The organism is Streptomyces sp. NPDC051243 (assembly GCF_044455405.1).
Taxonomy (GTDB): Bacteria; Actinomycetota; Actinomycetes; order Streptomycetales; family Streptomycetaceae; genus Streptomyces.
Window position 1 is genome coordinate 288,382 of sequence record NZ_JBITES010000012.1, and the last position, 26,384, is coordinate 314,765.

Annotated in this window: 22 protein-coding genes; 16 read left to right on the forward strand and 6 right to left on the reverse strand. The window is 68.9% G+C overall.

Going from position 1 to position 26,384, the window contains the following annotated elements; genetic code table 11:
• Positions 1-279: 279 nt before the first annotated feature.
• From ACIBAG_RS30315 to truB, 3 genes are read left to right on the forward strand one after another with little or no spacing between them, the layout of a single operon-like run.
• A complete protein-coding gene (locus ACIBAG_RS30315; RefSeq protein WP_019755573.1) occupies positions 280-576 on the forward strand; it encodes a DUF503 family protein in 297 nt (98 codons plus the stop codon).
• Between the two features lie 47 nt (positions 577-623).
• Complete coding sequence (gene rbfA, locus ACIBAG_RS30320) at positions 624-1,079, forward strand: 30S ribosome-binding factor RbfA (protein WP_399109322.1); 456 nt, start codon at positions 624-626, stop codon at positions 1,077-1,079.
• Entirely contained in the window at positions 1,076-1,981 is a 906-nt protein-coding gene (truB, locus tag ACIBAG_RS30325; protein ID WP_399109324.1) for a tRNA pseudouridine(55) synthase TruB, read from the forward strand. Before rbfA ends, truB begins: the two co-directional genes overlap by 4 nt.
• 304 nt (positions 1,982-2,285) lie before the next feature.
• On the opposite strand, the gene ACIBAG_RS30330 is transcribed toward truB, so the two are convergent.
• The gene (locus tag ACIBAG_RS30330; protein WP_399109433.1) at positions 2,286-2,693 is read right to left on the reverse strand and encodes a hypothetical protein; all 408 of its coding nucleotides are present in this window, start codon (positions 2,691-2,693) and stop codon (positions 2,286-2,288) included.
• Here ACIBAG_RS30330 and ACIBAG_RS30335 point away from each other — a divergent pair.
• Positions 2,613-6,218 carry a trypsin-like peptidase domain-containing protein gene (locus ACIBAG_RS30335; RefSeq protein ID WP_399109326.1) on the forward strand — a complete coding sequence of 1,202 codons (3,606 nt, stop codon included), beginning with the start codon at positions 2,613-2,615 and terminating at the stop codon, positions 6,216-6,218. The two genes, ACIBAG_RS30330 and ACIBAG_RS30335, sit on opposite strands and share 81 nt — an antisense overlap.
• Before the next feature lie 145 nt (positions 6,219-6,363).
• Entirely contained in the window at positions 6,364-7,311 is a 948-nt protein-coding gene (locus ACIBAG_RS30340) for a bifunctional riboflavin kinase/FAD synthetase (protein WP_399109328.1), read from the forward strand.
• A gap of 65 nt (positions 7,312-7,376) precedes the next feature.
• Here the strand turns inward: ACIBAG_RS30340 and ACIBAG_RS30345 are convergent, their stop codons facing one another.
• The 4 genes from ACIBAG_RS30345 to eccE form a co-directional block, all read right to left on the reverse strand.
• A complete protein-coding gene (locus tag ACIBAG_RS30345; protein WP_399109330.1) occupies positions 7,377-10,394 on the reverse strand; it encodes an SCO5717 family growth-regulating ATPase in 3,018 nt (1,005 codons plus the stop codon).
• Between the two features lie 223 nt (positions 10,395-10,617).
• Complete coding sequence (locus tag ACIBAG_RS30350; RefSeq protein ID WP_031484933.1) at positions 10,618-10,935, reverse strand: DUF397 domain-containing protein; 318 nt, start codon at positions 10,933-10,935, stop codon at positions 10,618-10,620.
• Positions 10,936-11,317: 382 nt separating this feature from the next.
• On the reverse strand, positions 11,318-12,145 hold the full coding sequence (locus ACIBAG_RS30355; protein WP_399109332.1) for a hypothetical protein: 828 nt from the start codon (positions 12,143-12,145) through the stop codon (positions 11,318-11,320).
• A complete protein-coding gene (gene eccE / locus ACIBAG_RS30360; protein WP_399109334.1) occupies positions 12,145-13,473 on the reverse strand; it encodes a type VII secretion protein EccE in 1,329 nt (442 codons plus the stop codon). Before eccE ends, ACIBAG_RS30355 begins: the two co-directional genes overlap by 1 nt.
• 195 nt (positions 13,474-13,668) lie before the next feature.
• On the opposite strand from eccE, the gene eccB reads away from it, so the two are divergent.
• The 7 genes from eccB (at position 13,669) to mycP (ACIBAG_RS30395) (ending at position 20,863) form a co-directional block, all read left to right on the forward strand.
• Positions 13,669-15,225 (forward strand): type VII secretion protein EccB, encoded by a 1,557-nt coding sequence (eccB, locus tag ACIBAG_RS30365; RefSeq protein ID WP_399109336.1) that lies wholly within the window; start codon positions 13,669-13,671, stop codon positions 15,223-15,225.
• Positions 15,226-15,471: 246 nt separating this feature from the next.
• A complete protein-coding gene (locus ACIBAG_RS30370; protein WP_031484925.1) occupies positions 15,472-15,792 on the forward strand; it encodes a WXG100 family type VII secretion target in 321 nt (106 codons plus the stop codon).
• A 66-nt stretch (positions 15,793-15,858) separates the two neighbouring features.
• The gene (locus ACIBAG_RS30375) at positions 15,859-16,152 is read left to right on the forward strand and encodes a WXG100 family type VII secretion target (RefSeq protein WP_399109337.1); all 294 of its coding nucleotides are present in this window, start codon (positions 15,859-15,861) and stop codon (positions 16,150-16,152) included.
• A 259-nt stretch (positions 16,153-16,411) separates the two neighbouring features.
• Positions 16,412-17,707, forward strand: a complete 1,296-nt coding sequence (mycP, locus tag ACIBAG_RS30380) for a type VII secretion-associated serine protease mycosin (RefSeq protein WP_399109339.1) — start codon at positions 16,412-16,414, stop codon at positions 17,705-17,707.
• A gap of 2 nt (positions 17,708-17,709) precedes the next feature.
• The gene (locus ACIBAG_RS30385) at positions 17,710-18,024 is read left to right on the forward strand and encodes a WXG100 family type VII secretion target (RefSeq protein WP_399109340.1); all 315 of its coding nucleotides are present in this window, start codon (positions 17,710-17,712) and stop codon (positions 18,022-18,024) included.
• Between the two features lie 38 nt (positions 18,025-18,062).
• Positions 18,063-19,478 carry a WXG100 family type VII secretion target gene (locus ACIBAG_RS30390; protein ID WP_399109341.1) on the forward strand — a complete coding sequence of 472 codons (1,416 nt, stop codon included), beginning with the start codon at positions 18,063-18,065 and terminating at the stop codon, positions 19,476-19,478.
• A gap of 86 nt (positions 19,479-19,564) precedes the next feature.
• Positions 19,565-20,863, forward strand: a complete 1,299-nt coding sequence (mycP, locus tag ACIBAG_RS30395) for a type VII secretion-associated serine protease mycosin (protein ID WP_399109342.1) — start codon at positions 19,565-19,567, stop codon at positions 20,861-20,863.
• Positions 20,864-21,438: 575 nt separating this feature from the next.
• Here mycP (ACIBAG_RS30395) and ACIBAG_RS30400 read toward each other — a convergent pair.
• Positions 21,439-21,729, reverse strand: a complete 291-nt coding sequence (locus tag ACIBAG_RS30400) for a hypothetical protein (protein WP_399109344.1) — start codon at positions 21,727-21,729, stop codon at positions 21,439-21,441.
• Between the two features lie 434 nt (positions 21,730-22,163).
• Here ACIBAG_RS30400 and ACIBAG_RS30405 point away from each other — a divergent pair, with 434 nt between their 5' ends.
• The 4 genes from ACIBAG_RS30405 to ACIBAG_RS30420 all read left to right on the forward strand — a co-directional run bounded on the left by ACIBAG_RS30405 (position 22,164) and on the right by ACIBAG_RS30420 (position 26,354).
• A complete protein-coding gene (locus tag ACIBAG_RS30405) occupies positions 22,164-23,030 on the forward strand; it encodes a helix-turn-helix domain-containing protein (RefSeq protein ID WP_399109346.1) in 867 nt (288 codons plus the stop codon).
• Entirely contained in the window at positions 23,027-23,242 is a 216-nt protein-coding gene (locus tag ACIBAG_RS30410; protein ID WP_399109347.1) for a DUF397 domain-containing protein, read from the forward strand. Before ACIBAG_RS30405 ends, ACIBAG_RS30410 begins: the two co-directional genes overlap by 4 nt.
• A gap of 350 nt (positions 23,243-23,592) precedes the next feature.
• Positions 23,593-24,027: a hypothetical protein gene (locus tag ACIBAG_RS30415; protein ID WP_399109349.1), complete on the forward strand. Its 435-nt coding sequence runs from the start codon at positions 23,593-23,595 to the stop codon at positions 24,025-24,027.
• Between the two features lie 95 nt (positions 24,028-24,122).
• The gene (locus ACIBAG_RS30420) at positions 24,123-26,354 is read left to right on the forward strand and encodes a hypothetical protein (RefSeq protein WP_399109351.1); all 2,232 of its coding nucleotides are present in this window, start codon (positions 24,123-24,125) and stop codon (positions 26,352-26,354) included.
• Positions 26,355-26,384: the final 30 nt, after the last annotated feature.

Sequence of the window (26,384 nt, forward strand, 5' to 3'; positions counted from 1 at the left end):
CGACGGTTCGTGCTGGCCGGCGGGAGTTCGCTTCCGTCGGCCGGCGCGCCGTTTGCCGGGGGCAGCCGCCCCCGGGCCCCCGCTTCGGCCCTGAAGGGGCCTCGTCCTCAAACGCCGGACGGGCTGAAAATGCCCGACCGGCGTTTGAGATGTGCCCGGGTCTACGGAGCGTAATATCCGTCGATCGGCCCGGCCCCTTCGTTGTACGGTTCTGATGTCCCCGGCCGCACGGCCCACGGGACCATCGATCCCGTACCGGCGGGTGAACCGGTTACACACATGTACGTGGGGACGTTGTCCTTCGACCTCCTCCTCGGCGACGTACGGTCGCTGAAGGAGAAGCGATCCGTCGTCCGCCCGATCGTCGCCGAGCTCCAGCGCAAGTACGCGGTGAGCGCGGCCGAGGTGGACCACATGGACCTCTACCGGCGGGCCGGGATCGGCATCGCCATGGTGTCCGGCGACGCCGGTCACCTCACCGACGTACTGGACCGGTGCGAACGGCTGGTCGCCGGCCGTCCGGAAGTGGAACTGCTGTCGGTTCGGCGGCGTTTCCACGGTGACCACGACGACTGACGACCCACAGCCAAGAACGAGAAGAAGAAAGAACGGGAGACGGACCAGTGGCCGACAACGCGCGGGCGAAAAGGCTGGCGGACCTCATCCGAGAGGTGGTGGCCCAGAAGCTGCAGCGCGGGATCAAGGACCCGCGGCTCGGCTCGCACGTCACCATTACGGACACCCGCGTCACGGGTGACCTGCGGGAGGCGACCGTCTTCTACACGGTGTACGGGGACGAGGAGGAGCGGAAGGCAGCCGCGGCCGGACTGGAGAGCGCCAAGGGCGTGCTCCGCTCGGCCGTGGGGGCGGCCGCGGGCGTGAAGTTCACGCCTACCCTCACCTTCGTCGCCGACGCCCTCCCGGACACGGCACGCACCATCGAGGACCTCCTCGACAAGGCGCGCCAGTCCGACGAGAAGGTGCGCGAGGTGTCCGCGGGCGCGAAGTACGCCGGTGAGGCGGACCCGTACCGCAAGCCGGGCTCCGAGGACGAGACGGACGGCGACACCGCGGAATGACGCAGAAGCACACCACGCCCGACGGCCTTGTCATCGTCGACAAGCCGTCGGGCTTCACTTCGCACGACGTGGTCGCAAAGATGCGCGGCATCGCACGCACTCGCCGCGTCGGGCACGCCGGCACCCTCGACCCGATGGCCACGGGCGTCCTCGTCCTCGGCGTCGAGAAGGCGACCAAGCTCCTCGGTCATCTGGCCCTGACCGAGAAGGAGTACCTGGGCACCATCCGCCTGGGCCAGACCACGGTCACCGACGACGCCGAGGGCGAGATCACGGGGTCGGCCGACGCCTCCAAGGTCACCCGCGAGGCCATCGACGCCCAGATCGCCAAGCTGACCGGCGACATCATGCAGGTGCCGTCCAAGGTCAGCGCCATCAAGATCGACGGCGTGCGCTCCTACAAGCGGGCGAGGGACGGCGAGGACTTCGACATTCCGGCGCGGCCGGTCACCGTCTCGTCCTTCTCGGTGTACGACGTCCGGGACGCCGTCGCCGACGACGGCACCGCGGTCCTCGACCTGGTCGTGTCGGTGGTCTGCTCCTCCGGCACGTACATCCGGGCCCTCGCCCGTGACCTCGGCGCCGGCCTCGGCGTCGGCGGACACCTGACGGCGCTGCGCCGCACGCGCGTCGGCCCGTACAAGCTGGACGCCGCCAGGACGCTGGACCAGCTCCAGCAGGAGCTCACCGTGATGCCGATCGCCGAGGCCGCCGCGGCCGCGTTCCCGCGCTGGGACGTGGACGCCAAGCGCGCCCGGCTGCTGACGAACGGCGTCCGCCTCGACATGCCCGACGAGTACGCCGGTGCCGGTCCGGTCGCCGTCTTCGACCCCGAGGGTCACTTCCTCGCGCTCGTGGAGCTGCAGAAGGGCAAGGCGAAGAGCCTGGCAGTCTTCGGCTGAGGCTGAGGCTGAGGCTGAGGCTGGGGCGCTGGGCCGCACGGCCGCGGGTCCCGCTTTCCGGTGCCTGCCCGTGGAGCGGCGGTCACGGGGTAGTCCTCTGCCCGCCGCTCCACGGTCCCCCCTCGGTTCCCCCACCCCTAGGGTGTATCCAGCGACCCCCGTCTGTTCACCCGTCCGTGCAGGCGCTCGGAGTGAACCGAGGGAGCGGAAGGGGGCGCGTTCGCCGAGCGATCTGTCCCGCTGATCACAACGTGCCTACCGTCGAGAACACAGGGCGCGGGCGCAGGGCTATGCGCGTCCGGACCTACGGCGGGGAGGTTCGACGATGGCGGGACGGGGCCCGCGGGCGGGCGGCGACCGCCGGACGGCGGAGGCGGCGGGAGAGGCGCAGGGCACACAGGGTGCGCCGGATGACATCGGCCGGTCCGCAGAGGACACCTGCGTACGGCACGCACGCCGCTCCCAGTTCCAGGACGACGACCGGGCTCGTCACTCGCGCGGGCGCCGGCAGGGCGGCGGAGACGGCCTCGCGGGGTGGGGCGCCTCCCGGGAAAGCCGGGTCGGTGACGGGCTGGGCGGCGATGTTCGCGGCGACGGCCGAGCCGGTGGCCGTGTCCCTGCCGATGCCCAGGTGCGCGCCCCTGACGACGCCCTGGTCCGCATCCACGACCTGGCCGGGCGGCCCCGTGGCCTCGGCTTCGTGGCCGACCATCACGGCACGGTCGTCACCAGCCACGAGGTCGTCGACGGCCTGCCCCGGCTGGTGCTGAACGCCGCCGAGAGCGGCCGGAGCTGTGTGGTCCCCGCGAGTGCGGTGACGCCGTTGCCCGAGCTGGACCTGGCCCTGGTACGGACCGAGGGCCTGGGCATGGATCCGTTGCCGGTGAGCGTGCGGGAGCGGATCGAGACCGGGGCCTATGTGCGGATCGCTGCCGGCGGTTGGCGGGAAGCGCGGGTGCCGGGTGCGGCTTCGGTGACGTACACGGCGACGGACCGCTTCCATCTCCTCGAGGACGCCCTGGAGTTGGCGATCGGCACGGCCGGACGGGACGCGTTGCGGCTCGGCGGAGGCGCGGCCGGGGGGCCCGTGCTGGACGCCGGGACCGGCGCGGTGGTGGGTGTCCTCGGCACGGCACTGCAGTCCGGTGACCGCGACGCCGGGTTCGCGGTGCCGCTGCGAGCGCCTGCGGACGGCCCGCTGGCCGAGCTGCTCGCCGAGAACGCGGCGACGGTGCCGGGGTACGGCGCCGATCTGAATCTGGCGGGTGTTCTGGAACTGACGGCCACGTCGGTCGGGCAGGACGGTCCGCCGGGGACCCTGGCGGGCTGTGTCGGCCGGGTGGCGGCCGGGGGAGCGGGGGCGGCGGCCGGGGCGGTGGCGCCGGTCGAACGGGCCGCCGTGGCGCGGGAGTTCGCCGCCTTCACCCGGAGTGGGGCGGCGGTCCTGGGGCTGGTCGGGCCGCCGGGCAGTGGTCGTACGACGGAACTCGCGGCCCTCGCCGCCCGCCGCCACCGCGGCCCGGCACCGGCTCCCACGCTGTGGCTGCGCGGCGCCGACCTGAAGGACGACGACGACTCGGTGGCCGACGCCGCCCGCCGGGCGCTGACCCGGGCGGCCCGCATCGTGGCGGCCTCGACCCCGTCCGAGCCCGCTGCCCTGGGCGACACCACCCCCGACCGCCTGGCCCACCTCTCCCGCACCACCGGCCGCCCCCTCCTGCTCCTCCTCGACGGCCCCGAGGAGATGCCCCCGCTCCTGGCCCACCGCCTCCCGGACTGGACGAAGGGCACGGCCGCGTGGCTGCGGGAGACGGGGACGCGGCTGGTGGTGGCGTGCGGGGCCGAGTACTGGGAGGGGGCGGGGGCGGAGTTTCCGGAGGGGCTGCTGTACGAAGGGAGGGCTGCTGCGGACGCCGGTCGTTCAGCCCCGCTGGGGCAGTTCGAGGACGACGCCGTCCGGGCCGATGGGAGTCGGCGCTGCCCGCCCTGCGTACCGCTCGGCGACCTCACCCCCGCCGAAGCCCACCAGGCCCGCGCCCGCTACGGCATCCCGGAACACGCCCTGGCCGCCCCGGACGCCCGCCACCCCCTCACCCTCCGCCTCCTCTCCGAGGTCCGCGCCGCCCTCCCCGACACCCCCCACCCCCCGCTCGACCGCGACGACGTCCTCTCCGCCCATCTCGACCTCATGTGCCTCCGTATCGCCGTACGCCTCGCCGCCGAGAACGGCGTGCGCGGCACCGCCGTACGCCGCCTCGCCGCCAAGGTCTCCGGCCAGGTCCACGAGGCCGCCCGCCGCAGCCTCGGCCCGGGCCAGGGCGAGCTGGACCGCGCGTCCTTCGAGGCGGTGTTCCCGTGGGGCCCCGCCCCCGCGAGGCTCGGCGGCGGTACCGGCTGGGCGTCCGCCGTCCTCACCGAGGGCCTCCTGGTCCCCGCCGGCAACGGCTACCGCTTCGCCCACGAGGAACTCGCCGACTGGATCCAGGGCATGCACCTCGACCTGGACGAGGCCCTCCAGGCCCTGGTCCACCGCCGGCGCACCGACCCCGACGCCGCGCACCCGCTCCCCGTACCGCACCACCGCATCGGCCCCGTCGTGCAGGCCCTGCTCCTGCTGGCCCGCCAGCACGGCACCGACCGACTCGCCCACCGAATGGAGGAGTTGGCGCGCGCTCTCGACGCCGACCGGCACTCCTGGTGGGCCGCCCGCCTCCTCGCCGAGACCCTGCTGCGGGTCCCGGACGCGACGCCGTATCTGGACGTACTGCGCCGGCTCGCCGACCGCATCGTGGCCTGGCGGCACCGGGGCCACCCCGCGCCCCCGGACTTCCACCCCGGCTTCTGGACCGCCCTCCGCCTCCCGGACACCGACCGCTTCGACCTGTTCCGCGACCTCGTCCGCGCCGACGGCCCCCCGCACGAAGCGGACACCGCCCCGAGCGGCCCCCTCGCGCACGACACCGGCGGCGTCCCGCAAGAGCCGACCGCCTTCTCCCCGGTCTCCCTGTCGCCCTCGCCCGACTCCCGCACCCCCCGCTACCTCGACACCGCCGCCCGGCTCCTCGCCGCCGCCCCCACCGCCGTACAACCCCACTTCACCCGCTGGTTCGAGGACGACCGCCCCCTGCCCGCCACCCCCCAGGCAACCGTCGCCCGAGCAGCCCAGGCCCTCCTCTACGCCCACCGCCACCGTGCCCTCGACGACCTCACCGAGACGCTCGTCGACAGCGCGCACCGCAGGGCCGACGAACTCCTCGCCGTGCTGGCCGAGGAGGAACCGTCCGCCATCTGCCGGGCCGTCGACCGCTGGGCGCACGACGAGCGGCCCGGGCGACGGGTCGCGGCGGCGGCGTACGGACTGCGCGCCGCACCCCATGTGCGCACCGAGGCCGACCGCGAGCTGCTCCGCTACGCCGCCCTCGCCCTGCTCGCCCGCCCCACCGACTGCACCCTGCACGGCGGCGCGGTCGCCCTGCTCGTCGGGGACCCGCACACCCGCGCCCGCCATCTCCCGCAGGCGCTCGCGCTCTTCGCGGCCGACGACCCGCAGTTCCCGCCCAGCGCCCTGATCGCCGCCCTGGACACCCACACCGAACCGGTCCTGGACGCCTTCCGCGACCGCCTGAACCGGCCGGACCCCGGGCAGGCGCTGCGTACCCTCGCCGACGTCACCACGCCCGGCCTCGCCCTGCGCGTCGCCGCCCTCGTACGGGAGGCGGTCCAGCGGCACCCCGAGACCGCCGCCGACGTGGCCGCCTACGTCGACCGGCGCCTCGACCAGGGCCCCACCGCACGCGTCGTGCTCCTCCCGCTGGTCACCGGCCTGCTGGACGGCGGTACGGAACAGGTGCGGGCCGCCCTCGCCGCCGTACTCGCCACCTCCGGCACCCCCGAGTCCCGTCCGCTGCGCCGCGAACTGCGCGCCTTCCTCCTCGCCCACGAACGCGCCCCCGCCGTCCTGGACGCCTTCCTGCACGCCACCGTCCAGCGCGGCGGTGACCGGGTGGACGACGACCTGCGTGGCCTGGTCCATCACACCGGCCTGCTCCTCGTCCGCACCCCGGACGGCGCGGCCCGCTTCGACCGGGGCCTGGTCGACCTGGGCCGTCGCGTCCCGGGCTTCGCCGCCAGGGTCGCCGGATGGCTGACCGACGCCCCGCAGGAGTGGTCGGCGGTGGTCGGGCCGAGCTCCCGCCGGATGATCGAGAACCTGGCCGGCGGACGAGTCCCCGCCTGACCGGCGCGTCCGCACGTGCGCCCGGTCACAGCCCCATGCCGATGCGGGCCCGGGGCGCCCGGCATGGCACCCTTAGACCTGCGTAAGAGCGTCTGAGGCAAAGACGGACACGGGTTCGACGAGTTTGCGACAAGGAGCAGGCACAGTGCAGCGCTGGCGTGGCTTGGAGGACATCCCCCAGGACTGGGGGCGCAGCGTCGTCACCATCGGCTCCTACGACGGAGTGCACCGCGGACACCAGCTGATCATCCGGCATGCCGTGGACCGCGCCCGTGAACTGGGCGTCCCCGCAGTCGTCGTCACCTTCGACCCGCACCCCAGCGAGGTCGTCCGCCCCGGCAGCCACCCGCCCCTGCTGGCCCCGCACCATCGCCGCGCCGAGCTGATGGGCGAGCTGGGCGTGGACGCGGTGCTGATCCTGCCCTTCACGACCGAGTTCTCGAAGCTGTCGCCGGCCGAGTTCGTGGTCAAGGTCCTGGTCGACAAGCTGCACGCCAAGGCGGTCGTCGAGGGCCCGAACTTCCGCTTCGGACACCGTGCCGCGGGCAACGTCGAGTTCCTCGCCGAGCAGGGCAAGATCTACGACTTCGAGGTCGAGGTCGTCGACCTGTACGTGACCGGTGAGGCGGGCGGCGGCGAGCCCTTCTCCTCGACGCTGACCCGGCGCCTGGTCGCCGAGGGCGACGTCGGGGGCGCGGCCGAGATCCTGGGCCGTCCGCACCGGGTGGAGGGCGTGGTCGTGCGCGGCGCCCAGCGAGGGCGTGAGCTCGGCTTCCCCACGGCCAACGTCGAGACGCTGCCGCACACCGCCATCCCCGCCGACGGCGTCTACGCCGGCTGGCTGCACGCCCAGGGCGAGGCGATGCCCGCCGCGATCTCCGTCGGCACGAACCCGCAGTTCGACGGCACGGAGCGGACGGTGGAGGCGTACGCGATCGACCGCGTGGGGCTGGACCTGTACGGCCTGCACGTCGCCGTCGACTTCCTCGCCTTCGTCCGCGGCCAGGCGAAGTTCGACACGCTGGACGCCCTGCTGGAGCAGATGGCCGCGGACGTGAAGCGCTGCCGGGAGCTGATCGCGGCCGCGGGCTGAACCGTACGACGACGGAGGGCCGGCACCGTGACGGTGCCGGCCCTCTCGCCGTTTCGGCCGACGCGCTACTGCTGCGGCGGCACCTGTCCCGGAGGGAACCCCGGCTGCGGCTGCCCGCCGCCGGTCTGGTCGTACGGCTGCTGCGTGAACCCGGGCTGCGGCGCGCCCGTCTGCCACGGCTGACCGGGCTGGACCCCCGGAGGGGCCTGGTACGGCTGCCCGCCCTGGTACGGCTGCCCCGGCTGCGGCTGGCCCGGCATCGGAGGAGCCATCGTGGGCGGCTGCTGGTTGCCGTCCGACGTCCACAGCCCCTGCTCCTGCTGGGCCCGTACGAAGTCCTCGGCGACCATCGTGGCCAGGTCGAAATACGCCTCGCGCACCTTCGGCCGCATCATGTCGAGGTCGACCTCGGCACCCGCCGCCAGATGCTCGTCGAACGGCACGACGATCACGCCCCGGCAGCGCTGCTCGAAGTGGTTGACGATGTCCTCGACCTTGATCATCTTGCCGGTCTCGCGCACACCGGAGATCACGGTGATGGACCGCGACACCAGGGCCGCGTACCCGTGTGCCGACAGCCAGTCGAGCGTCGTACTGGCACTGCTCGCGCCGTCCACCGACGGCGTCGAGATGATGATCAACTGGTCGGCGAGGTCGAGCACACCACGCATGGCGCTGTAGAGCAGTCCTGTACCCGAGTCGGTGAGGATGATCGGGTACTGCCTGCCCAGCACGTCGATCGCGCGCCGGTAGTCCTCGTCGTTGAAGGTCGTGGACACGGCCGGGTCCACGTCGTTGGCGATGATCTCGAGACCCGAGGGCGCCTGCGACGTGAAACGGCGGATGTCCATGTACGAGTTGAGGTACGGGATCGCCTGGACCAGGTCACGGATGGTGGCGCCGGTCTCGCGCCGCACCCGTCGGCCGAGCGTGCCGGCGTCGGGGTTGGCGTCGATGGCGAGGATCTTGTCCTGCCGCTCGGTGGCGAGCGTGGCGCCCAGCGCGGTGGTCGTGGTCGTCTTGCCCACGCCGCCCTTGAGGCTGATGACCGCGATCCGGTAGCAGGAGAGCACCGGCGTGCGGATGAGGTCGAGCTTGCGCTGCCGCTCCTGCTCCTCCTTCTTCCCACCGAGCTTGAACTTCGACCCGCCCGGAGTGGGACGGCTGCTCTTGGCCTTCTGCTTCCGGTTGTTGACCAGCCGGTCGGAGGTCAGCTCGACGGCGGCGTTGTAGCCGAGCGGCGCGCCCGGGCCGACCTGGCTGCGCTGGTCGTGCTGCACGCTCTGCGGCCAGGCGGCACCCGTGCGGGGGTCCACCGCGGGCTGGCCGGGGGCCTGGGCGTAGGGCTGCTGGGCCTGCGGCGGCTGTCCCGGATGGGCCTGTGCCTGCGGCTGGGCCGGGGCCTGCGGCGGAGCCTGGTGCGGAGGGGCCACGGGCTGACCCGGCTGCGCCTGGGGCTGCTGCTGGGGCTGCGCGGGGCCGGGCTGCTGGGGGTAGCCGTACGCGCGGTGCGGCGGCTGGGGTGCGGGCTGCTGCGGGTAGCCGTAGCCGCCCTGGGGGTTCTGGGGAGCCGGCTGCTGGGGGTAGCCGTACGCGCCCTGCGGCGGCTGGGGCGTGGGCTGTTGCGGGTAGCCGTACGCGCCGTGCGGCGGCTGGGATGCGGGCTGCTGCGGGTAGCCGTAGCCGCCCTGCGGGTTCTGTGCGGCGGCGTGCGGCGGGAAGCCGTCGGCGCCGGGCTGGGCAGGGTTGGCCGCCGGGGCCTGGGGCTGCTGTGCGCCGGCCGGCCAGCCCGGCTGTGCGGACTGCGGTGGCTGGGGCTGAGCCGGGGCAGCCGGCTGCTGAGCGGGCGCGGCCGGGGGCTGCGGCTGCGGCTGCCCGGGTGCCGCCGACCACTCCTGCCCGGCGGCAGGGGCCCCGCCGCCCGTGGCCGCCGACGGGAACTCGGGCGGAAGCGGGGGAACGGTCCCCTGGGGAGCCGGCGGGGGAGTCCAGCCGGCCATGGCGTCCGACTGAGGAGCGGCCTGAGCGGCCGCGTCCTGCTGAGCGGGGGCCGGCGGAACAGCGGCCTGCTGCTGCCCGCCGTCCGGTGCGCTCGAGTCACCTCCCGCGGGCGCGGCGGCCTGCGGCTCGGCGGGGCCCGCTTCGGCCTCACCGGCCGGTACGGCGGCCGTACCTTCGGCGCTGTCCGAGCCTTCTGCGGCTATGTCGCCGGCGCCCGGACCCTGCGGGGCAACCTCCGAGCCGGCACCGTCAGTTGCGTCCTGCCCGGCCGTCGAGTCCGGTCCGGCGGTCGAGTTCTGCCCGGCCGCCGCGTCCTCGCCGGCGTCGGCCGTGGGCGCGGTGGTGCCGGGGGCAGGGGTGGCCGGCGCTTCGGCGTCCGCCGCCGCTCCCGTCGGCACCTGCGTGCCGTCGGCGGGAGTCGCCGACGTGGCGCCGCTGTCGTGCCCGGCGGCGGCCTCGTTCGACGCGGGGGCGGCCGGCGCGGCGGCGGGCTGCTGGACGTCACTCGTCGCGGCCGTGCCGGCGGACGGGGTGTCGGTACGGCTCCCCGTGGCCCAGCTGCCGGAATCCGTGGTGCCGGCGACGGGCGCCGCACCCTGGGAACCGCCGGCCTGGGGAGCGGACGGTGGCGGGGTGGTCGGAAGGCTGGTCGGAGGGGCGGCCGGCGCGGGCTGGCTCGGGGCGACGTTCTGGTTCGGCTGGTTCGGGGCCGTGTTGGGAGCCGCGGCCGCGCTGGGGTTCGCTGCCCAGGGTGCGGGCGGCGCGGGCGGCGTCGCGCCTGCCGCGCCGTGTGCTGTCGCGGAACCGGACGTGTCGCCGTAACCAGGATGGGGTGCCGGAGCCGGAGGGACGGGGGCAGCAGGAGGGGCAGCGGCGGGGGCCGCGGGAGGTGCGGGAGGTGCGGGAGGTGCGGGCGCTGGAGCCGCCGCCTCGGCGGCGGGTGCCGCGCCCTGTGTGTACCAGGCAGGCGCGGCGTAGTCGATGGTGAACTCACCCGTCATCTCGACGGCGGACTCCGCGTCGGACTGGTCATCGCTGGGCGTGGTCCAGCCCGCCCGCAGCCCGTCCCGATCGCTCTGCACAATTCCTCCTGGTGTGGTCGAGCACCCTCGTGCCCTGGGGGCATTCATGTGCCGGGCTGGGGCGACCGTTCCTGTTGTCCGATCCACTGGTGTCCCCTGGACGCGGACAACCCACCCGGGGGTTCCGACGTCGCACCCGCATCAAGCGTAAACGCCACAGGGGTCGGCAGGGCAGGCCCGTCCGGTGTGTGCTCGCACCCGCGGCACTGCGGTCTTCCTCGGGCTACTCCGCCGCGAGCCCGCCGTTGTGCGGTGCGGGCTCGAGGTCGAACTCGCCGTCGCGCGCGCCGAGTACGAAAGCCTGCCACTCCGCCTCCGTGTAGCGCAGTACGGTGTCCGGGTCCAGGGAGGACCGCATGGCCACGGCGCCGCCCGGCAGGTTGGCGATCTCGACGCGCTCCTCGTGCTCCTCGGTGCCGGGTGCGCTGTGCCACTCGACATCCGAGATGTCCAGGGCGTACAGCTCGTCCCGCTCCCTTTCCTTACGTGCCTTGACGTCCTCGTCCGGTGTTCCTGCGGCGCTACCGGGTGCGTCAGCCATGGTCAACGGCCCTTTCTGATGGGCGAACGACGTGCAGGGCCACCTTACTCAGACTCCGCGGGCTCGCAGGGTGCAACGATCTGGTCACGAAATGCAGTCGGACGCCGGGGTGTTCGGGAGACCACACGAGTTTCAGGTCACTAAGAGTCCTCCCACTCACGGAAAGCGGTCGTTTTCATCCGTGAGTGTGCCGTTATGGCTGGGTGGTGACGTCACCCCCCGGCAGACAAGGTGGACACGGTGGACACCGTGGACAACGTGCACACTTCGGCTGCCAGAGGTCGTAGGCCGAACTCACCGTCACGACACGCGCGTTCCCACGAACCCGGAATCAGGGTGCCCTGAACGCCGGTGCCATGAACGAGGCACTCCCGCCGCGAACTCAGTCCATACGGCGCGCGGCTCCGAGGAGCCCGGTCTCCGCGTCGGTGGGCTGTGTCATCACGTACTGCCGGTGCTTCTGCGTGCACCAGAGGGCAACACTGTCCGCAAGGGTGGGCAGCGACGTCGTGTCCTCCCGGCCCAGCCGCATCACCTTGCCCACCACGTCGGCCTCCTGCGGGGAGATCCGCTGCACACCGACGACATCGGCGTTGGCCAGCAGTCGGGGCGCGGTGGGGCCGAGATAGGGGAGCAGGGTTAGCACCGACTGCCAGGGCGCCGGGCTGAGGCGGCTCCTCGGCGGTCGGATGCCCAGGTCGCGGATGATGAGCACCGGGCTGGCGGGGGACGGACCCTGCGGGGCTATCCGCCCCACCTGGTGCACCGTCACACACTGCTGGCCGCCGCCGGCCGCCTGCGCCATCGGCGACCACAGCTGGGGACGCGCGGTCTCCACGGCAACGCGAGCACCGATCGCCGCGGCGCGCAGGGCGATGACCTGGGCCAGCCAGGTGCCGCCCACCATCAGGATGTCCAGCCGGGTGGGCCGGCAAAGGCCCAGTACCGCAGGCTGGTTGTTGGGGTCGACCCCGAGGATCAGGCCGTCGTCACCGACGGGCAGCGCCAACTGAGCCAGTACGTCGGCGTCCACGAGGTGGCGCTCACGCCGGGGGCCGAGCAGACCGAAAGCGGCGCGCAGACGTCGCTCCGGCCCCTGCCGGGCCGGTTCGGGCGTACGGGGAAGATGGCCGGGACGCTGCCCGGGCAGGCCCGGCGCCGCGGACCCGAAGCCGGGGCGGCCGGACGCGGGAACGGTGGGGGCGGACATCAGCGGGTACCTCCGAGCGGCAGGGTGGCCAGAACGCCGGGCAGCTGCTCACGGTCGAGTCGCAGCAGACCGATCTTGAACGCGGACGCGGACCGCTCCAAGTGCTGGGTCGCCTGGGCCAGTTCGTTCTCACCGCGGCCGGTGACCCGTACGTGTCCCGACAGCGCCAGGGTGTTGCCCCGCCGCTTGCTGATCGTCAGCGAGAAGGTGCTGGCGAGCGCGGGCGACGAGGTCACCGCACCGACCAGTTGGGGCAGGGCGGGGCTGCCGGGGCCGAGCTGCGGCCACCGGGAGATCCAGTACGTGGTGTGCCAGCGGTCGTCGCAGCGCCAGGCCTTGGTGCTCTCCGCGGTACGGCGGTTGGAGCGGCTGCCGTCGAGCGCGGCACCGCCGGTGGTGGCCAGCGGGTTGACACAGCTGGAGGTGGCGATGGCCGCGACGATCTCGGACTCGCTCAGCACCTTGGCCTGCAGGCCGGCACCCATGAGACGGCTGGCCAGCTGGTCGGCGACCCGCAGCAGCGCCCGCCGGGCCCCCTGCATACCGCCGCCACGGGCCTCCACGGCCTCTGGGCACAGCTCCGGGTCGAACTTGAGCGCGACCCAGGTGAGCCGCATCCCCGGAGTCATGCTCTGCGCCTGCAGCGGCCCGTAGGAGCGGACCGCCATGGCCTGCGGGGGCAGGTGCGTGGCCGGCGCGGGCTGGGTGTGCTGGACGACCTGGACGGAGGCGAGCCGGATGTCGTCCACCTCGAGCAGGCCCTGGATCAGGTCGAGGGGAATGTCCCGGGTGCCCTGCGCCGGGCGCAGCGGAATGTCCGCGGCCTCCACCTGCACCAGGGCGGTGAGGAACGTACCGTCACCGACCATGCCGATCTCGCGCTGCTCACGGTCCTGGAAGGCGTAGGTGCGCAGCGCCGGGTCGCACTCGACGGCCGGGGCGAAGCCGGGGTCCGTGCCGGGCGGTACGGGCTCGGCGTTGCGCTTGCGGCGGTCCCGCAGGGCGCGAGCGGTGGCGAACCACTCGGGCAGCGGGCGCCCGCGCCGACGCAGCAGCCCGGCCAGGACGAGCGGTACGGCCAGCACGATGCCGACGGTCAGACCGATGGGGCGCAGCAGCCAGCCGATCAGCAGCACCGCGGCGGCCAGCTCGAAGCCGACCAGCTGCTGGACCCGGATGGGACCGATGCTGCCGGGGCGTCTGGCGAGCACCGGTGCGACCGGGCTCTGGCGAGTAGGGGTTGCGGACCGCTGTGCGGGTTCCGGCCCTTGGTTCTCAGGCGTACGACGGCTGCCGTTACGGCGCCGGGACCTGGTCGCAGTGCTCATCCCCCGCTACAACCCCTTTGCATTCTCTGGCCGCGACTTGAGCTGGCGGCGCACCACCGTACCCCGTACCGTACGGTGCGATCGTCACACGGCATAGTAGAGGTCCCTGCAGGAGCAAACGCCACGGAGTACCGGGCGGCCCTGGGGAGTTCCGCATACGGAAACAAAGCGAAAAAACGGGGAGTTGACCCATCGATGGCGACACGTCGGGATGAGCTGAACGCCTACTCGTTCGCGCGCAGGCGCACGGTGGCGGCGTTCTTGCAGCCGTCCCCGCACGGCTCCGAGGAGGCCGCGCCGCGCCCCCTCAAGACCGTCCTGCCGAGTGTCGGCGTGGCGGCGCTGGTGCTCGTCGTATTCGGGGCGTGGGGCATGCTCAGCCCGACCGCGCCGAAGGGCTGGGACGCCCAGGGCAAGAACATCCTCGTCGGCAGCGAGTCGACGACGCGGTACGTACTGGTGAAGACCAAGGGCGAGGACAAGCTCAGCCTGCACCCGGTCCTCAACCTCGCGTCCGCCAAGCTTCTGCTGAACGGCGAGAACCCGCAGGTCATCAAGATCAAGGAATCGGTGCTCGACGAGAGCAAGTATCCGATGGGCGCCACGGTCGGCATCCCCTTCGCACCGGATCGGCTCCCTTCTCCCGACGACGCGGAGAAGGCGAAGGTCTGGGCGTTGTGTGAGGCGCCTGGCAAGGACGGGCAGCCGGTCAGGGCGACGTACGTACTGGATCAGGGCGATTACAACGACCTGCTGCACAAGGGCAACAAGGAGCTGAACCCGCGGCAGGCGCTGTACGTCGAGGGCCCGGCCGAGCCCGGCTCGACCGGGCCGCGATACATGGTCACCGGTGACGGGCTGGCCTATCTGATGGGTGGCGTGGAGTGGAAGCTCCGGTCCGAGTCGGCGATGACGACGCTGGAACGAGCCGTCTTCGGTGACGGCGTGCGGCCGCAGAAGGTCAGCGCGGACTTCATCAAGACGCTGAACGTGGTGGGAACCCTCGATTTCCCCACTCTCGCGGACGCGGGCACGGAGGCGAGTGTCGAAGGCCTCCTGCCCAACTACTCCAAGGTGGGCCTCGTCCTTGAGGCTGATGCCGGCACCCGGAAGCAGAAGTACATCGTGCTGAAGGACAGGGTGCTGCCCGTGTCCAACTTCACGGCGCAGATGTGGCTGCGCAGCCCGTTCATCAGCTCCGTGTACGGCAGCCAGAACCCGGCGCCGGTCGAGGTCAAGTTCAACGACATCCAGCCGTCGGACGGCACATGGATGTCACAGATGAAGTGGCCCGCGGAGCCGGTGAACCAGGCGAACGTCAATCACTGGGAAAACGGCGGCAACAGGGTCTCGTGCAGCATCTGGCACGGTCAGAAGGACCAGTACACCGGCCTGCCGCAGATGACGGTCTGGAACGGCCAGGAGTATCCGAAGGAGACTGCCGGGAACGGCTCCAGCACGTACGTCTCGCCCGGCAGCGGCCTGCTGTTCAAGAGGATCACGGGGAGCGACGCCGGCGGCGGCAGCACCTTCCTGGTGACTGACACCGGTCTGCGCTACTCGATTCCCGCCCGCAACGACAGCCAGGTCACCGGCGGCGAGAAGGCCGACGCCCAGCAGACGAACACCGCCCAGGTGAGGCTCGGCTACGGCAAGATCCGCGCGGTCCCGGTTCCGGCGGCGTGGGCGGACCTGCTCGCGGCGGGTCCGGAGCTCAGCAGCGGCAACGCCGAGCAGGCGCAGGGCTCTTAGCGGGCCGGATACGGACCTCCTACACGCATCACGAGATCAACTCATCAAACACTCAATGAACTGCCTTGTGAAAAAGATGAGTTGGCTTCATCGCGATCCTGCTACAGGATCCGTCTGATGTTCGCTCTGTCGGTGGATGCGACTAGAGTGGAAGCAGACCAGACTGGATACGCCCGTCGTTTGCACGGCGTTGGCGTACCACGTATGGATCTATCCAGAACTCCTACGTCTCATGGGGGACACAGCATGGCTGGACAGCAGTTCACCATGACCGAGGAGGAGATGGTCGCGTTCAGCGGCAAGATCTCCTCGGTCAACTCCTCGATCCAGGGCGAGATCCGCCGCCTGCAGACCGTGATCGACACGATCACGGGCGGGTGGAAGGGCTCGGCGGCCACCGCGTACAACAACCTGCAGTCGCAGGTGAACCAGGATGCGAACAAGATCAACCAGATCTTGAACGACATCAAGGAAGCCATTGACCAGAGCACCAAGGCCTACGCGGCTTCGGAAGAGGAGCAGCGGGCTTCCATCCAGAACATCGCGGCCTCGTCCCCGTTCGGATGATCGGCCCCCGTGCGCCGCGGCGCACGTCCGTGACCGACTATCCATACATCTGAGGAGACACAAGACATGTCCGGGCAGATCCTCGTCAATTTTGCCACGATCTCCCAGGCCTCCCAGGACGTCCGCTCGACGGCGAACAACATTCGCCGTCAGCTGGACGAACTTGAGGCCGGCGTCAAGCGGATCGCCGCCAGCTGGGAAGGCCAGGCCCAGGAGTCCTACCGTGCCAAGCAGGCCGAGTGGGACCAGCGCGCCAACTCCATGCAGCAGACGCTGGAGGCCATCGCGAAGGCCCTCGACGGCGCCGCTCAGAACTACCAGGCGACCGAGTCGAAGAACGCCCAGATCTGGGGCGGCTGACGTGATCGCTTGATGGGGGCGGGCGCGCGACGGCGCGCTCGCCCCCATTGGCGGTTGACGGGTCGTGCGGATGACGGGCCGTGGAGACCATTTCGGCAGGTTGCCGATCTCTGGTCTCTGGCCTTCTGAGTTCGAGTCTCGGGTCTTCGGGTCTCGGGTCTTCGGGTCTCGGGACTTCGGGTCTTCGGGCTCTGGGGCTCCGGACGTTGAACTTTTCCGCACGGCCAGTAGCAGGAACGAAACGGGAGGACGTAAGACAGTGGGATCCGGGGCATCGCGCGCCGCACGCCGGAGCGCCGCAGGCACCGCCGCCCTGGCGGTCCTCGCCTGCGGGCTGCCCTTCGCGGGCGCCGCACCGGCCGCCGCCGCTGAGCAGGTGCGGACCGCCTTGGCCGACGACGACGTGCGTTTCCAGATCGACGACACCAGTTGCTCGTTCCCGTCCGACCCGATCAAGGGAACGCCCTGGTCCCTCCAGCGCATCGTCCCCGACCAGCTGTGGGCGGACACCAAGGGCAAGGGCGTCAAGGTCGCCGTCATCGACACCGGCGTCGACATCGTCAACGCACAGCTGAGGAAGGCCGTTGTCAACGGCACGGACTTCTTGAAAAAGGGCGGCACGGGCAAGACCGACCCAACGGTGGGGCACGGCACCAAGGTGGCCGGCATCATTGCCGCGCGTAAGTCGGACGAGACCGGTTTCATCGGTATCGCCCCGGAGGCCACGATCATCCCGATCCGGCAGAACGACGATCAGGGCAGCGGCAATGTCCGCACGATGATCCAGGCCATCATGTGGGCGGCCGACCACGGCGCCGACATCATCAACATCTCGCAGGACACTGCCTCAAAGATGCCTCCGCAGGTCGACGAGGCCTTCCGGGCGGCCATCAAGTATGCCCAGGAGAGGGACGCCCTGATCGTCGCCGCCGCCGGCAACAACGGCGCAGACGGCAAGATCAAGGAGACGTACCCGGCGGCATACCCCGGCGTCCTGGCAGTCGCGGCCTCCGACCGCAACAACGCCCGCGCCCCCTTCTCTCAGTCGGGCAAGTTCGTGGGCGTCGCGGCACCCGGCATCGACATGGTCTCGACGGTCCCTGTGGGCGGCCACTGCGTCGACCAGGGCACCAGTTTCGCGGCGCCATACGTCTCGGGCGTGGCGGCGCTGATCCGCGCCAAGCACCCCAAATGGACCTACAAGCAGGTCATCACCCAGATCGAGCAGACGGCGGACCGCACCAAGCCGAACCGCGACGACTTCGTCGGCTGGGGCGTCGTCGACCCGGTCGCCGCGGTCAACGACGACACGACGGAGCCGTCCGAGGACGGCCCGACGCCGGACCAGGTCGGGGCTGGGGGCGGCTCGGCGAATGTCGAGGCTGCGACGCTGGTGCTCGGGGAGTCTCGGCAGGAGCGGACGGAGCGGTATGCGTTGTATGTGTTCGCGACCGGGTTCGCTGCGGTGCTTCTGCTGTTTGGTGGCGGCCGGGTGTTGAGTGACTGGCGGCGTAAGCAGGGGATTGGGAACAACGTGGAGTCAACGGGGAGCTGAGGATGGCTGAGCAGTACAGGGTTGATCTGAGTGAGATCGAGGGCACGATTGCGAAGCTCAATCGCGTCATCAAGGACATGACAACGTCCAAGTCGAGTTGCATGGGTCAGACGTACCTTCCGCAGGGCGCGCTTGGGACCGGCTTCGGTGAGGCTGAGGCGCTGTACAGCGCTCACGAGCAGATGAAGGAACGCCTCTACGAGATTGTCCAGCATCTGGAAGATGTGCTGGACGACTTCGGGCAGAAGACGAAGAGGACCCATGACGCGTTTGCTGACGCTGAGGCTCAGAACTACGCCGCTTTCAATGGAAAGTGACGGATGTTCTGCTACATGGAGATGAGGGGGCAGTAGTCATGGGCGACAAGCACACCGACGACTACGAGTACGTCGACCCGCAGCAGTGCTTCGCGGAAAAGCACACCACGCAGTTCGGGCTCAATTACGACATGGACCAAATGAAGGAAATGGTCCGAAACGCAGACCCGGTGGCCGTGAAGAGGGTAGCTGAGGCTTGGGGAGCCCTCAGTAAGGACCTCGTCGGAGGCGGCGGAATCAAGGAGTCCCTTGACGCCGCTGTCCAGCACGTGCTTGCCCACTGGGAGGGGGAGAGCGCGGACCTGTTCCGTCAGCGGGCTCAGGAAATCAGCCAGAAGGTCACGGACAGCGCAAAGTACGCCGACAACACCAAGCAGTCCCTCATGGGTGCTGCTGCAGTCCTGGCAAAAGTCAAGCCCACGGTTCTGGCGATGGAGAAGCCGAGTGGCTTGTCCAGTGCGGGCGACTTCATCGGTGATCTCGGTGACCGGGATGCTTCGGGTGCGGACAACGCCATCAAGAACGGGGCCGGTTCGCAGCAGGCGCTCGACAACAACGAGGGCAGCCTTTCGGCTGGGCGGGAGGCGCAGCTCAAAATGGCTGCGCAGATGGAGATTTTGGGCGCGGCTTATAACAGCCGGGCTCGGGAGATGGGGTCGTGGAAGAAAGGTACCGTTGACGACGGTAAAGAATACCCTGGGGAGCCCGGAGGCATTCCACCCGCTGCTGTAATTGTGCCTACAGGGACTGCACCTCGAAGCCCGCAGCCCGCGACCACGGGTACCGCTCGCGGTGGTCAGACTAGCTTGATCGGCTCGTCGAAGCCTGTGACTCCGCCTTCGGGTATCACGGGCGGTGCACACAAGCCGACCCCGCCACAGCCGCAGGTCGGCACTGCGATTGACGGCGTTGCTGGCGGTCGCCCCGGGACATCCACGGTTGGCGGCACCAGCACGGTCGGTGGCGGATCCACTGGCGGCTCTGGAGTCGGCGGTGGCGCCGGCGTCGTCGGCGGCGCGGCCGGCGGGGCGCTTGGGGCCGGTGCCGGTCGTGGCGGCATGGCCGGTCGTGCCGGTGGAGCGGGCATGGCGGGTCGTGCCGGCGCTGGGGGGATGGGTGGTGCCGCTGGCGCAGGTGCAGCCAAGGGCGGTGCCGCGCGTGCCGGAGGCATGGCTCGCCAGAGCGGTGGCGTAGTTGGCGGTACGCCCAGGGGCGGCGGTGCGGGCGCGGGCAGGGGTACTGCCGGTGGTTCGGGTCTTCACAGCAGCCGAGGTGCCGCTGGACGGGGAGCCGGAGCTACTCGTAGGGGTGGCATGGTCGGCGTCCCCGGCGCACGCACCGGTCGCCCTAATGACCAGGAGCAGCGCGAGGGCGAGCGCCCCGACTACTTGGTCGAGGACGAGGAGACCTGGGCCCCGCAGACCAATGCGGCGCCTCGCGTCATCGAGGAGTAGTCGGTTGGCTCTCACCGGCACGTGACAGGATGCGTGGGCGTGGCCAATGGCCACGCCCACGCTCAGTGATAGAAGAGGGAAGAGGAATGGCTTTCGCGCGAACGCTGCGTGCACTGAGTGCCACGGCATTGACTGGCGCTCTGATCCTGACGGCGGCTCCCGCTGCTTCTGCCGACCAGACCAGACGCGACCAGTGGGCGTTGAAGGCACTGCAGGCTGAGTCCGCGTGGAAGATCTCCAAGGGTAAGGGCGTCACGGTTGCTGTTATTGACACTGGCGTGAACGCTGAGCATGTAGACCTGAAGGGAAACGTCCTCAAAGGCAAAGACTTTGTCGATAATGATGACGATCCTTCTCCAGCCGATGACAGCCACGGTACAGGGATGGCTTCGCTGATCGCTGGGCACGGACATGGTCTAGGAGCAGCCGACGGTGTTATCGGGCTAGCGCCAGAAGCTAAGATCCTCCCTATTCGGGCCGATCTAGCTGGGTTCGCTGATGAGATCCGCTACGCGGTGGATAACGGGGCCTCCATTATTAACATTTCCATGGATATCCGCGACCAGTATTCTGAAATTGGCGGTTCTCCTGAAGATCTGGAGGCGATCTCGTATGCGCTAGAGCGTGACGTACTAGTAGTCGCCGGGGCTGGAAATGATGGGAAGCGCCAACTTGGTTTTCCGGCTGTGGCGCCAGGTGTCTTGGCTGTTGGAGGGGTCGATCAAAGCGGTACGATCTGGCAGGACTCCAATTATGGTCCCGAAGTCTTGCTGACCGCTCCCGCCACAGACATTGTTAGTGCATCTTGGCCTGGCAACAAGCTCCGCATTGGGGACGGCACCTCGGACTCCACTGCCTTCGTGTCTGCAGCCGCAGCCTTGTTGCGGTCGAAGTTCCCTGACCTTACGGCAGGTCAGATCGCGAACCGCCTTGTGAAGACGGCTGTCCTGCCGGCTTCCGCCAAGGGGCTTTCCCTCCCTGATGAGAAGTACGGCTACGGCAGCATTCGCCCGCTGGCGGCGCTAACGCAAGACATCCCCACGGGCTCCACGTACGGGCCGCTCAAGGTCCCAGGTTCTGAGTCTGTGAACCCCTCCGCAACTCCGAGCACCGGCAAGTCAGACGCCGACTATGCCGCAGAAACCGAAAAGGCAGACCAGAAGCAAATGCTGTTCTTCGCCGTCCTCGGTGTCATCGCCTTGGCCGTGATCGGCCTGATCGTGCTCCTGATCGTGAAGCGTTCCCGACGCAACAAGAACAACAACGGCGGCCCCGGCGGCCCTGCCGGCTACCCGCAATACGGCCAGCAGCCGTTCCCGCCCCAGCAGAACCCGTACCAGCAGCAGTCCACCCCGCCGCAGGGGCAGTGGCCGCCCCAGCAGTAGCACGGCCGCAGTACGCCGATGTATTGATGCCTGGATACAGGCATGCAAGGCCTCCCGAACAGCTCATTGGTGTCGAATCCATCGAGCATCGGGAGGCCTTATTGCTGATGTCCCGCACGCGGGTCACACAGACGAGGGAGTCGGTAGGCCCCGGGCCAGAGAGCCTGAACTACTCGCTGGGCTGTGCCGGGCCATCGGGGGCGGCGAGTGCAGTGGTCGGTCTGGGTGGCTGGTCCGAGGGCCGTCGGAGTCGTGCGCCTCGGCTTTCGGCGATGAGGAGGGCGTCGCCGAGCGCCTGGGTGAGTTGTTTGGTGAGGTGCCGGAGTTGGGTGGCCGGGGTGGTGAGCGTGGCGAGCACCTCTCACGCCTGTTCATGGAGCTGTTCTGCGAAGCCGAGTTGCATCGCCTCGACGCGGTCGGCGATCCGGGAGAGAGAGGCCCATTTCCGCTGCCGTCCTCGATGAGGTAGCAGCGCTGGCCGAGGGAACCGGTCCAAGGGAGTAGGCGGTTGCGGGGCCCGGATGCCTCGGGTACGTGGTCTCCGTCTTCTGATCCTGCCGGTTGGATGAAGATCATCAGCCGACCTCCACTCCGCGAAGGTTGCGGGCGCTGATGCCGTACTCCGCCAACCAGAGGGCTCGGCGTCGAGCGCGTTGCTCGCTGCCAAGTACGTAGGGACGCACTGGTGAGGTGGCGGTTCCGTCGAGGAGCCTGTCGGTGGCGTAGGGGCCGGGAGTTCGGTAGTGCGGGGGCTCTGGCTCTTCGCGGCATACGGCTGCGGGTGGCGCGTGTCCGGCACGGTGACGGTCACGCGGGGCGAATAGGACGGTGAGCACGTCGAGGGCATGGAGGAACAGGTTGGTCATTTCGTCAACGCTCCTTGCTCTTGGGTGACTTGTTACCCGCCTCGCAGTTGGCACAGATCTGTACCGCCCAGTCGAGTCGGCCTTCGTCGGGGTGCTGTGTGTAGGCGTGTCCTCCGGGCCGGAGCTCTTGTCCTCCGCCGCAGCGGACGCAGGCCAGGCCGTAGAGACGGCGCCAGGACTCATAGGGGAGACGGAGGGGATCGTGGGTGCCGGTGCGTAGGTCCGTATGGCTGGCTCTCATGGCCGCTCCAGCGAGGGATGAAGGCAGGCGTGGCGGTAGTCAACTCGCCTCGGAGAGTGACTAGACAGGGCATGATGCCGAGAAAGGTTTCTCGGCAAGTTGGTTGAGGGGGTTCCCGTCCAGGTCGCTGAACTGGCATATGCCGAGCCACTCAAGCTGTGTAGAGTCCACGCCGGAGAGGGGTGATCGATGCATGGCCGATGCCCGGCCCAACCTGATGCGGCGAAGGCTCGGTCTGGCGCTCCGTACGCTGCGGCAGCGCGCCGGCCTCAACCTGCCTGATGCGGTGGAGAAGTTGGGGCTCTCAGGGCCGTCCGCGCTCAGCAAGATCGAGAATGGCAAGCAGCGCGTGCCGTCGTCGGGCTTGAACAAGTACTTCCAGGTGTATGGCCTGGCGGACGAACAGCGCATACAGGAAATCAGACGCCTCGCAGCCATGGCGTCTTCGTCCCGCAGCACCAACCTGTTCAACCAGTACCGTGACGCGGTCCGCGATCCGTTCGCCGACTACCTCGAACTCGAAGAACTGGCTGTGCACGCCGACTGGTACGCCGTCCAGCTCGTTCCTGGGCTCCTGCAGACGCCCGAGTACGCACATGCTGTCGTCGAAGGAAGCGGCAAGTGGAGGACTGCGAGGGAGGTGCGCACCTTCGTAGAGCTGCGGATGAAGCGCCAGTACGTGTTGCGCCGCGACAACCCGTTGTCCATGTGGTGTGTGCTGGACGAGGCGGTTCTGCGCCGGGAAATGGGCGGATCCAGGGTCATGGCCGACCAGTTGCGTCATCTGCTGGCGATGTCGGAGGAACTGCCCGGAGTGGAGTTGCAGGTGCTCCCCTTCAAAGCCGGAGTCCATGCTGGCATCGACGGGGCCTTCACCGTCTTCCGCTTCGATGCCGGTGACCCTCTTGCGGTGGTCGAGCCACTGACAACTTCCCTGTATCTGGAGGAGGATGTGCATGTCGGCCGCTACGACGTCGCCTTCAATCACCTGCGTGCCAGGGCACTTGATGTCCCGGCTTCGCGCGAGTTTCTGCAGAACCTCATCAAGGAGGAAGAGTGACCGGCCAGGCTGATCTGGGTGCCGCCGAGTGGGTCAAGAGCAGCTTCAGTTCAGGCGGCGACAACTGTGTCGAGGTGGCCTTCGGGGCTGGTGAGACAGTCGGCGTGCGTGACTCGAAGGTACTCCCGGGTCCGCTCCTGGCTGTCGCCGGCGAAGCGTTTGTGGCCTTCCTAAACGGGATCAAGGACGGTCGGCTGGATAGTACGGCCTGATCCCAGCCTCATGCGTGTATGCAGGGGAGCTGCGCCCGGATCGCCTGGGCCTATCGGCGAGCCGGTGTGCTTTGTGGCCAGTTCTTGGAGATCGTTGGCGACGAATTCAGGTTGCTCGGCCAGCGGCTCCACCACGCGACGCATCAGTTTGTCGGGCCGTCTGCTGAGTGGTGGGTCACCCAGAGGAAGATCCGGTATGTTCGGGCATTGGCATGTCCGCGCTCATATGTCGAGCGAGGTGCTTGTCCGGCACGAGCCCTTCACGGCGTACGGATGAGGTGAAGGGCCTGTAGTTGAGCGGGCGCCGGGGGGCATGCCGACCTAATTGTCAACGGGGATGGGACACGGGGATGAGCACTCCCTTCGATTCGCCACAACCCAGCGGAACCGCCCAGATGCGTTTGAACTCCCTGCCCGCGGAAGGCAGCGGGGGGAGCGCCAGTGGCACCGCCAAGGTCGACACCCAGCGCCTGGACCAGGCCGCCAACGCCTTGGTCGAACTGCGCGGTGACACCGAGAACGTGGACAACGCTGCGGATGAGGACACGCTGAGCGCTGTCAGGGGCTTGAACGAGCACACCCGTTCGGGCCTGCCCGAGGCGGGTTCCTGGGCCACGGCCGGGTCCTTGATGACCATGGACGTTCGTTGGGGCTCCCAGGTTATGAATCTCAAGCGCATGCTGCAGGACATCAGCGACAAGCTCCACACCACTTCCGGCCACTACACCCGTACCGAGCAGGAGGAAACGGCACGGCAGGCGACGATAAGCACTCCCTTCGGATGAGTCGGGCCCGGGCTGGCAGAACGTCGCCCGGGAGAATCCACCAAGCCGGACCGGAATCCCATAGCCGTCCACCGGACGGATAGGAGCTGTCGCACATGGTGTCCATCCCCTACCTCGATAAAGCCAAGCTTGGCTCACTCGCCGACGCTGCCGCTTCCTGGAAGGCGCTGCCGGCCAAGTACGAAGGCTTGCAGCGCGAGTTCGAGCAGCGCGTCATTAACCACCTCAAGGGTCACTGGGAGGGCGATGCGGCCGAAGCGGCCTTCGCCACCATGGCCAAGGCCCGTACGGAGTACGAGAATGCCGCTACCGAGGCGGAACGTATAGGCAAGCTTCTGGATGACGCGCACCACGAGTTCGCGGCCTTCCAAAAGCAGCTCCACGCCCTCCTCGACGAGGCGCGCAGCGACCAGTACAAGGTCCACGACGACGGCAGGATCGAAGACGTCGACTCGCGGTGGGACAGCCCGACTGCTTCCGCGGCCCCGGGCTTCGCCACCGAGCGCAAGGAGAAGTTGGACTCGCTCGTGTCCCGGCTGACGCGGATCCTCGAGCAGGCCACCGCAGCCGACGAAGCTGCCAGTGCCGCTCTGGAACGCGACGCCAACGGGGACAGCCAGTCTTTCAACACCAGCGTCTACACCAGCCTCGATGCGGTCGAGGTCGACCAGGCGTCTGCCTTGATGAAGAAAGACGGACGTCTCACCGACACTGAGATCACCAAGCTGAACCTGCTCCTGTCGGTGAACAAGAACGACCCGGAGTTCTCCCGCGATTTCGCGGTCAAGACCGGCGCGGAGAACGTCCTGAGTAAGTACAACGAGCTCATGAGCCCGCCCGCCGGGACCACACTCTCCAAAGAGCAACTGGCTCAGCTCAAGGAACTCAAGGCGAACCTGGGCACCACCATCGGCACGGCGACTACCTCGGACGACAAGCTTGCTAAGGGCGAAAAATCCGATCGAGGAATTACGAAGTTCCAGAATGAGCTACTTGCCGCGGGTCAGCGCGACTTCAACGCCAATCCCACCGAGTCCGCCTACGGTCTCAGTGGTTACCAGCTCACCAGCAGCCTGATGAGCGAGGGTAAGTGGGACAAGGACTTCCTCCAGGACTACGGCGACGCTCTCATCACTGCGGAGAAGAATGGCGCCAACGCCGGGCAGAACCCTGACGCTTACTGGGGCTACCCGCGCACGCTTGGGTCGACGAACATTGGTGCGCTCGATCCCATGACGGGATTTATGGAGGCTCTGGGGCACAACCCCGAGGCTTCCACCGAGTTCCTCACCTCTGGGTCAACGATCAACGGTGAAAAGGTCGACCACCTCGATTATCTGCTGAAGGACCGGCACTGGCCCGAAGGTGCTGGCTACACAGGCGACGTCAAGAACCCCAGCGGCTACAACAACCTCGGCCATGCCCTGGAATCCGCTGTGACTGGCCACGCGTACGACACCAGCCCCTCGCCGGACACGCCGGCTCACACCGAGGCACAGGCCAACCTCATGGAGGAGATCGTTGCGTCTGTCTCCAAGGACTCGGAGTTGGCGCACGACGGGATGCAGGACAGCCTGGGCAGAATGACAGCCGAGTACATGCCAGACGTCTATCGTGGCCTGCGCCCAGATGGACAGAGTGAGACGGACTTCCTTCCCCTCGGGGACAATGCCTCTGCGGAGTTCCTCGAACAGGACATCACGCGTTTCATGTACACCGTGGGTCAGGACCCGGATGGATACGCGGCAATAAGCTACGGCCAGACGCAGTACTCCAGTGAATTGATGAACTATCACCTTTCGCATCCGGGTGCATACGGGCTGTCTGACAAGGAAACCATTTACGAGATCTCCGAAACCGCGGCACAGGTTGATGGGATTCTTGCTCTTGGTCGGCAGGATTCAGATATCCAGGAGTCCGCCGAGGGTGACAAGGCCTTCAACGACAGACTTGCATCAGCCGGGGAGTGGGGTAAGAGCATCACCTCCATCGGGATCGGTGTCGGGACCACAGCCATCGCATCTCCTGTGGGTGGGGCGATTGCAGGTGGAGTTGCAGGAACCATCAGTGGGCAGCTAATCGACATGGTGGTCTCAGACCTTGAACGCGACTCCTCCGACGAAGTGTTGTACGCCTCCGGGGCCGAACTGGAAGACAGTAAGAAGGCTGTTCAAGCCCAGCTCAGAGAAGCGGCGACCATCTCCGTCTCCGAAAACTCGAGCGGGCTGAACCAGGCTGAAGTGGATGCAGCTGTCAACAACGGAGCGGAAGCGGGCAACGGATACGCTAACGACAAGTCGAGAAGCTATATCGAGGATAGGGGATAGGGCGAGTAATGGGCACCTCATCTGGCCAAC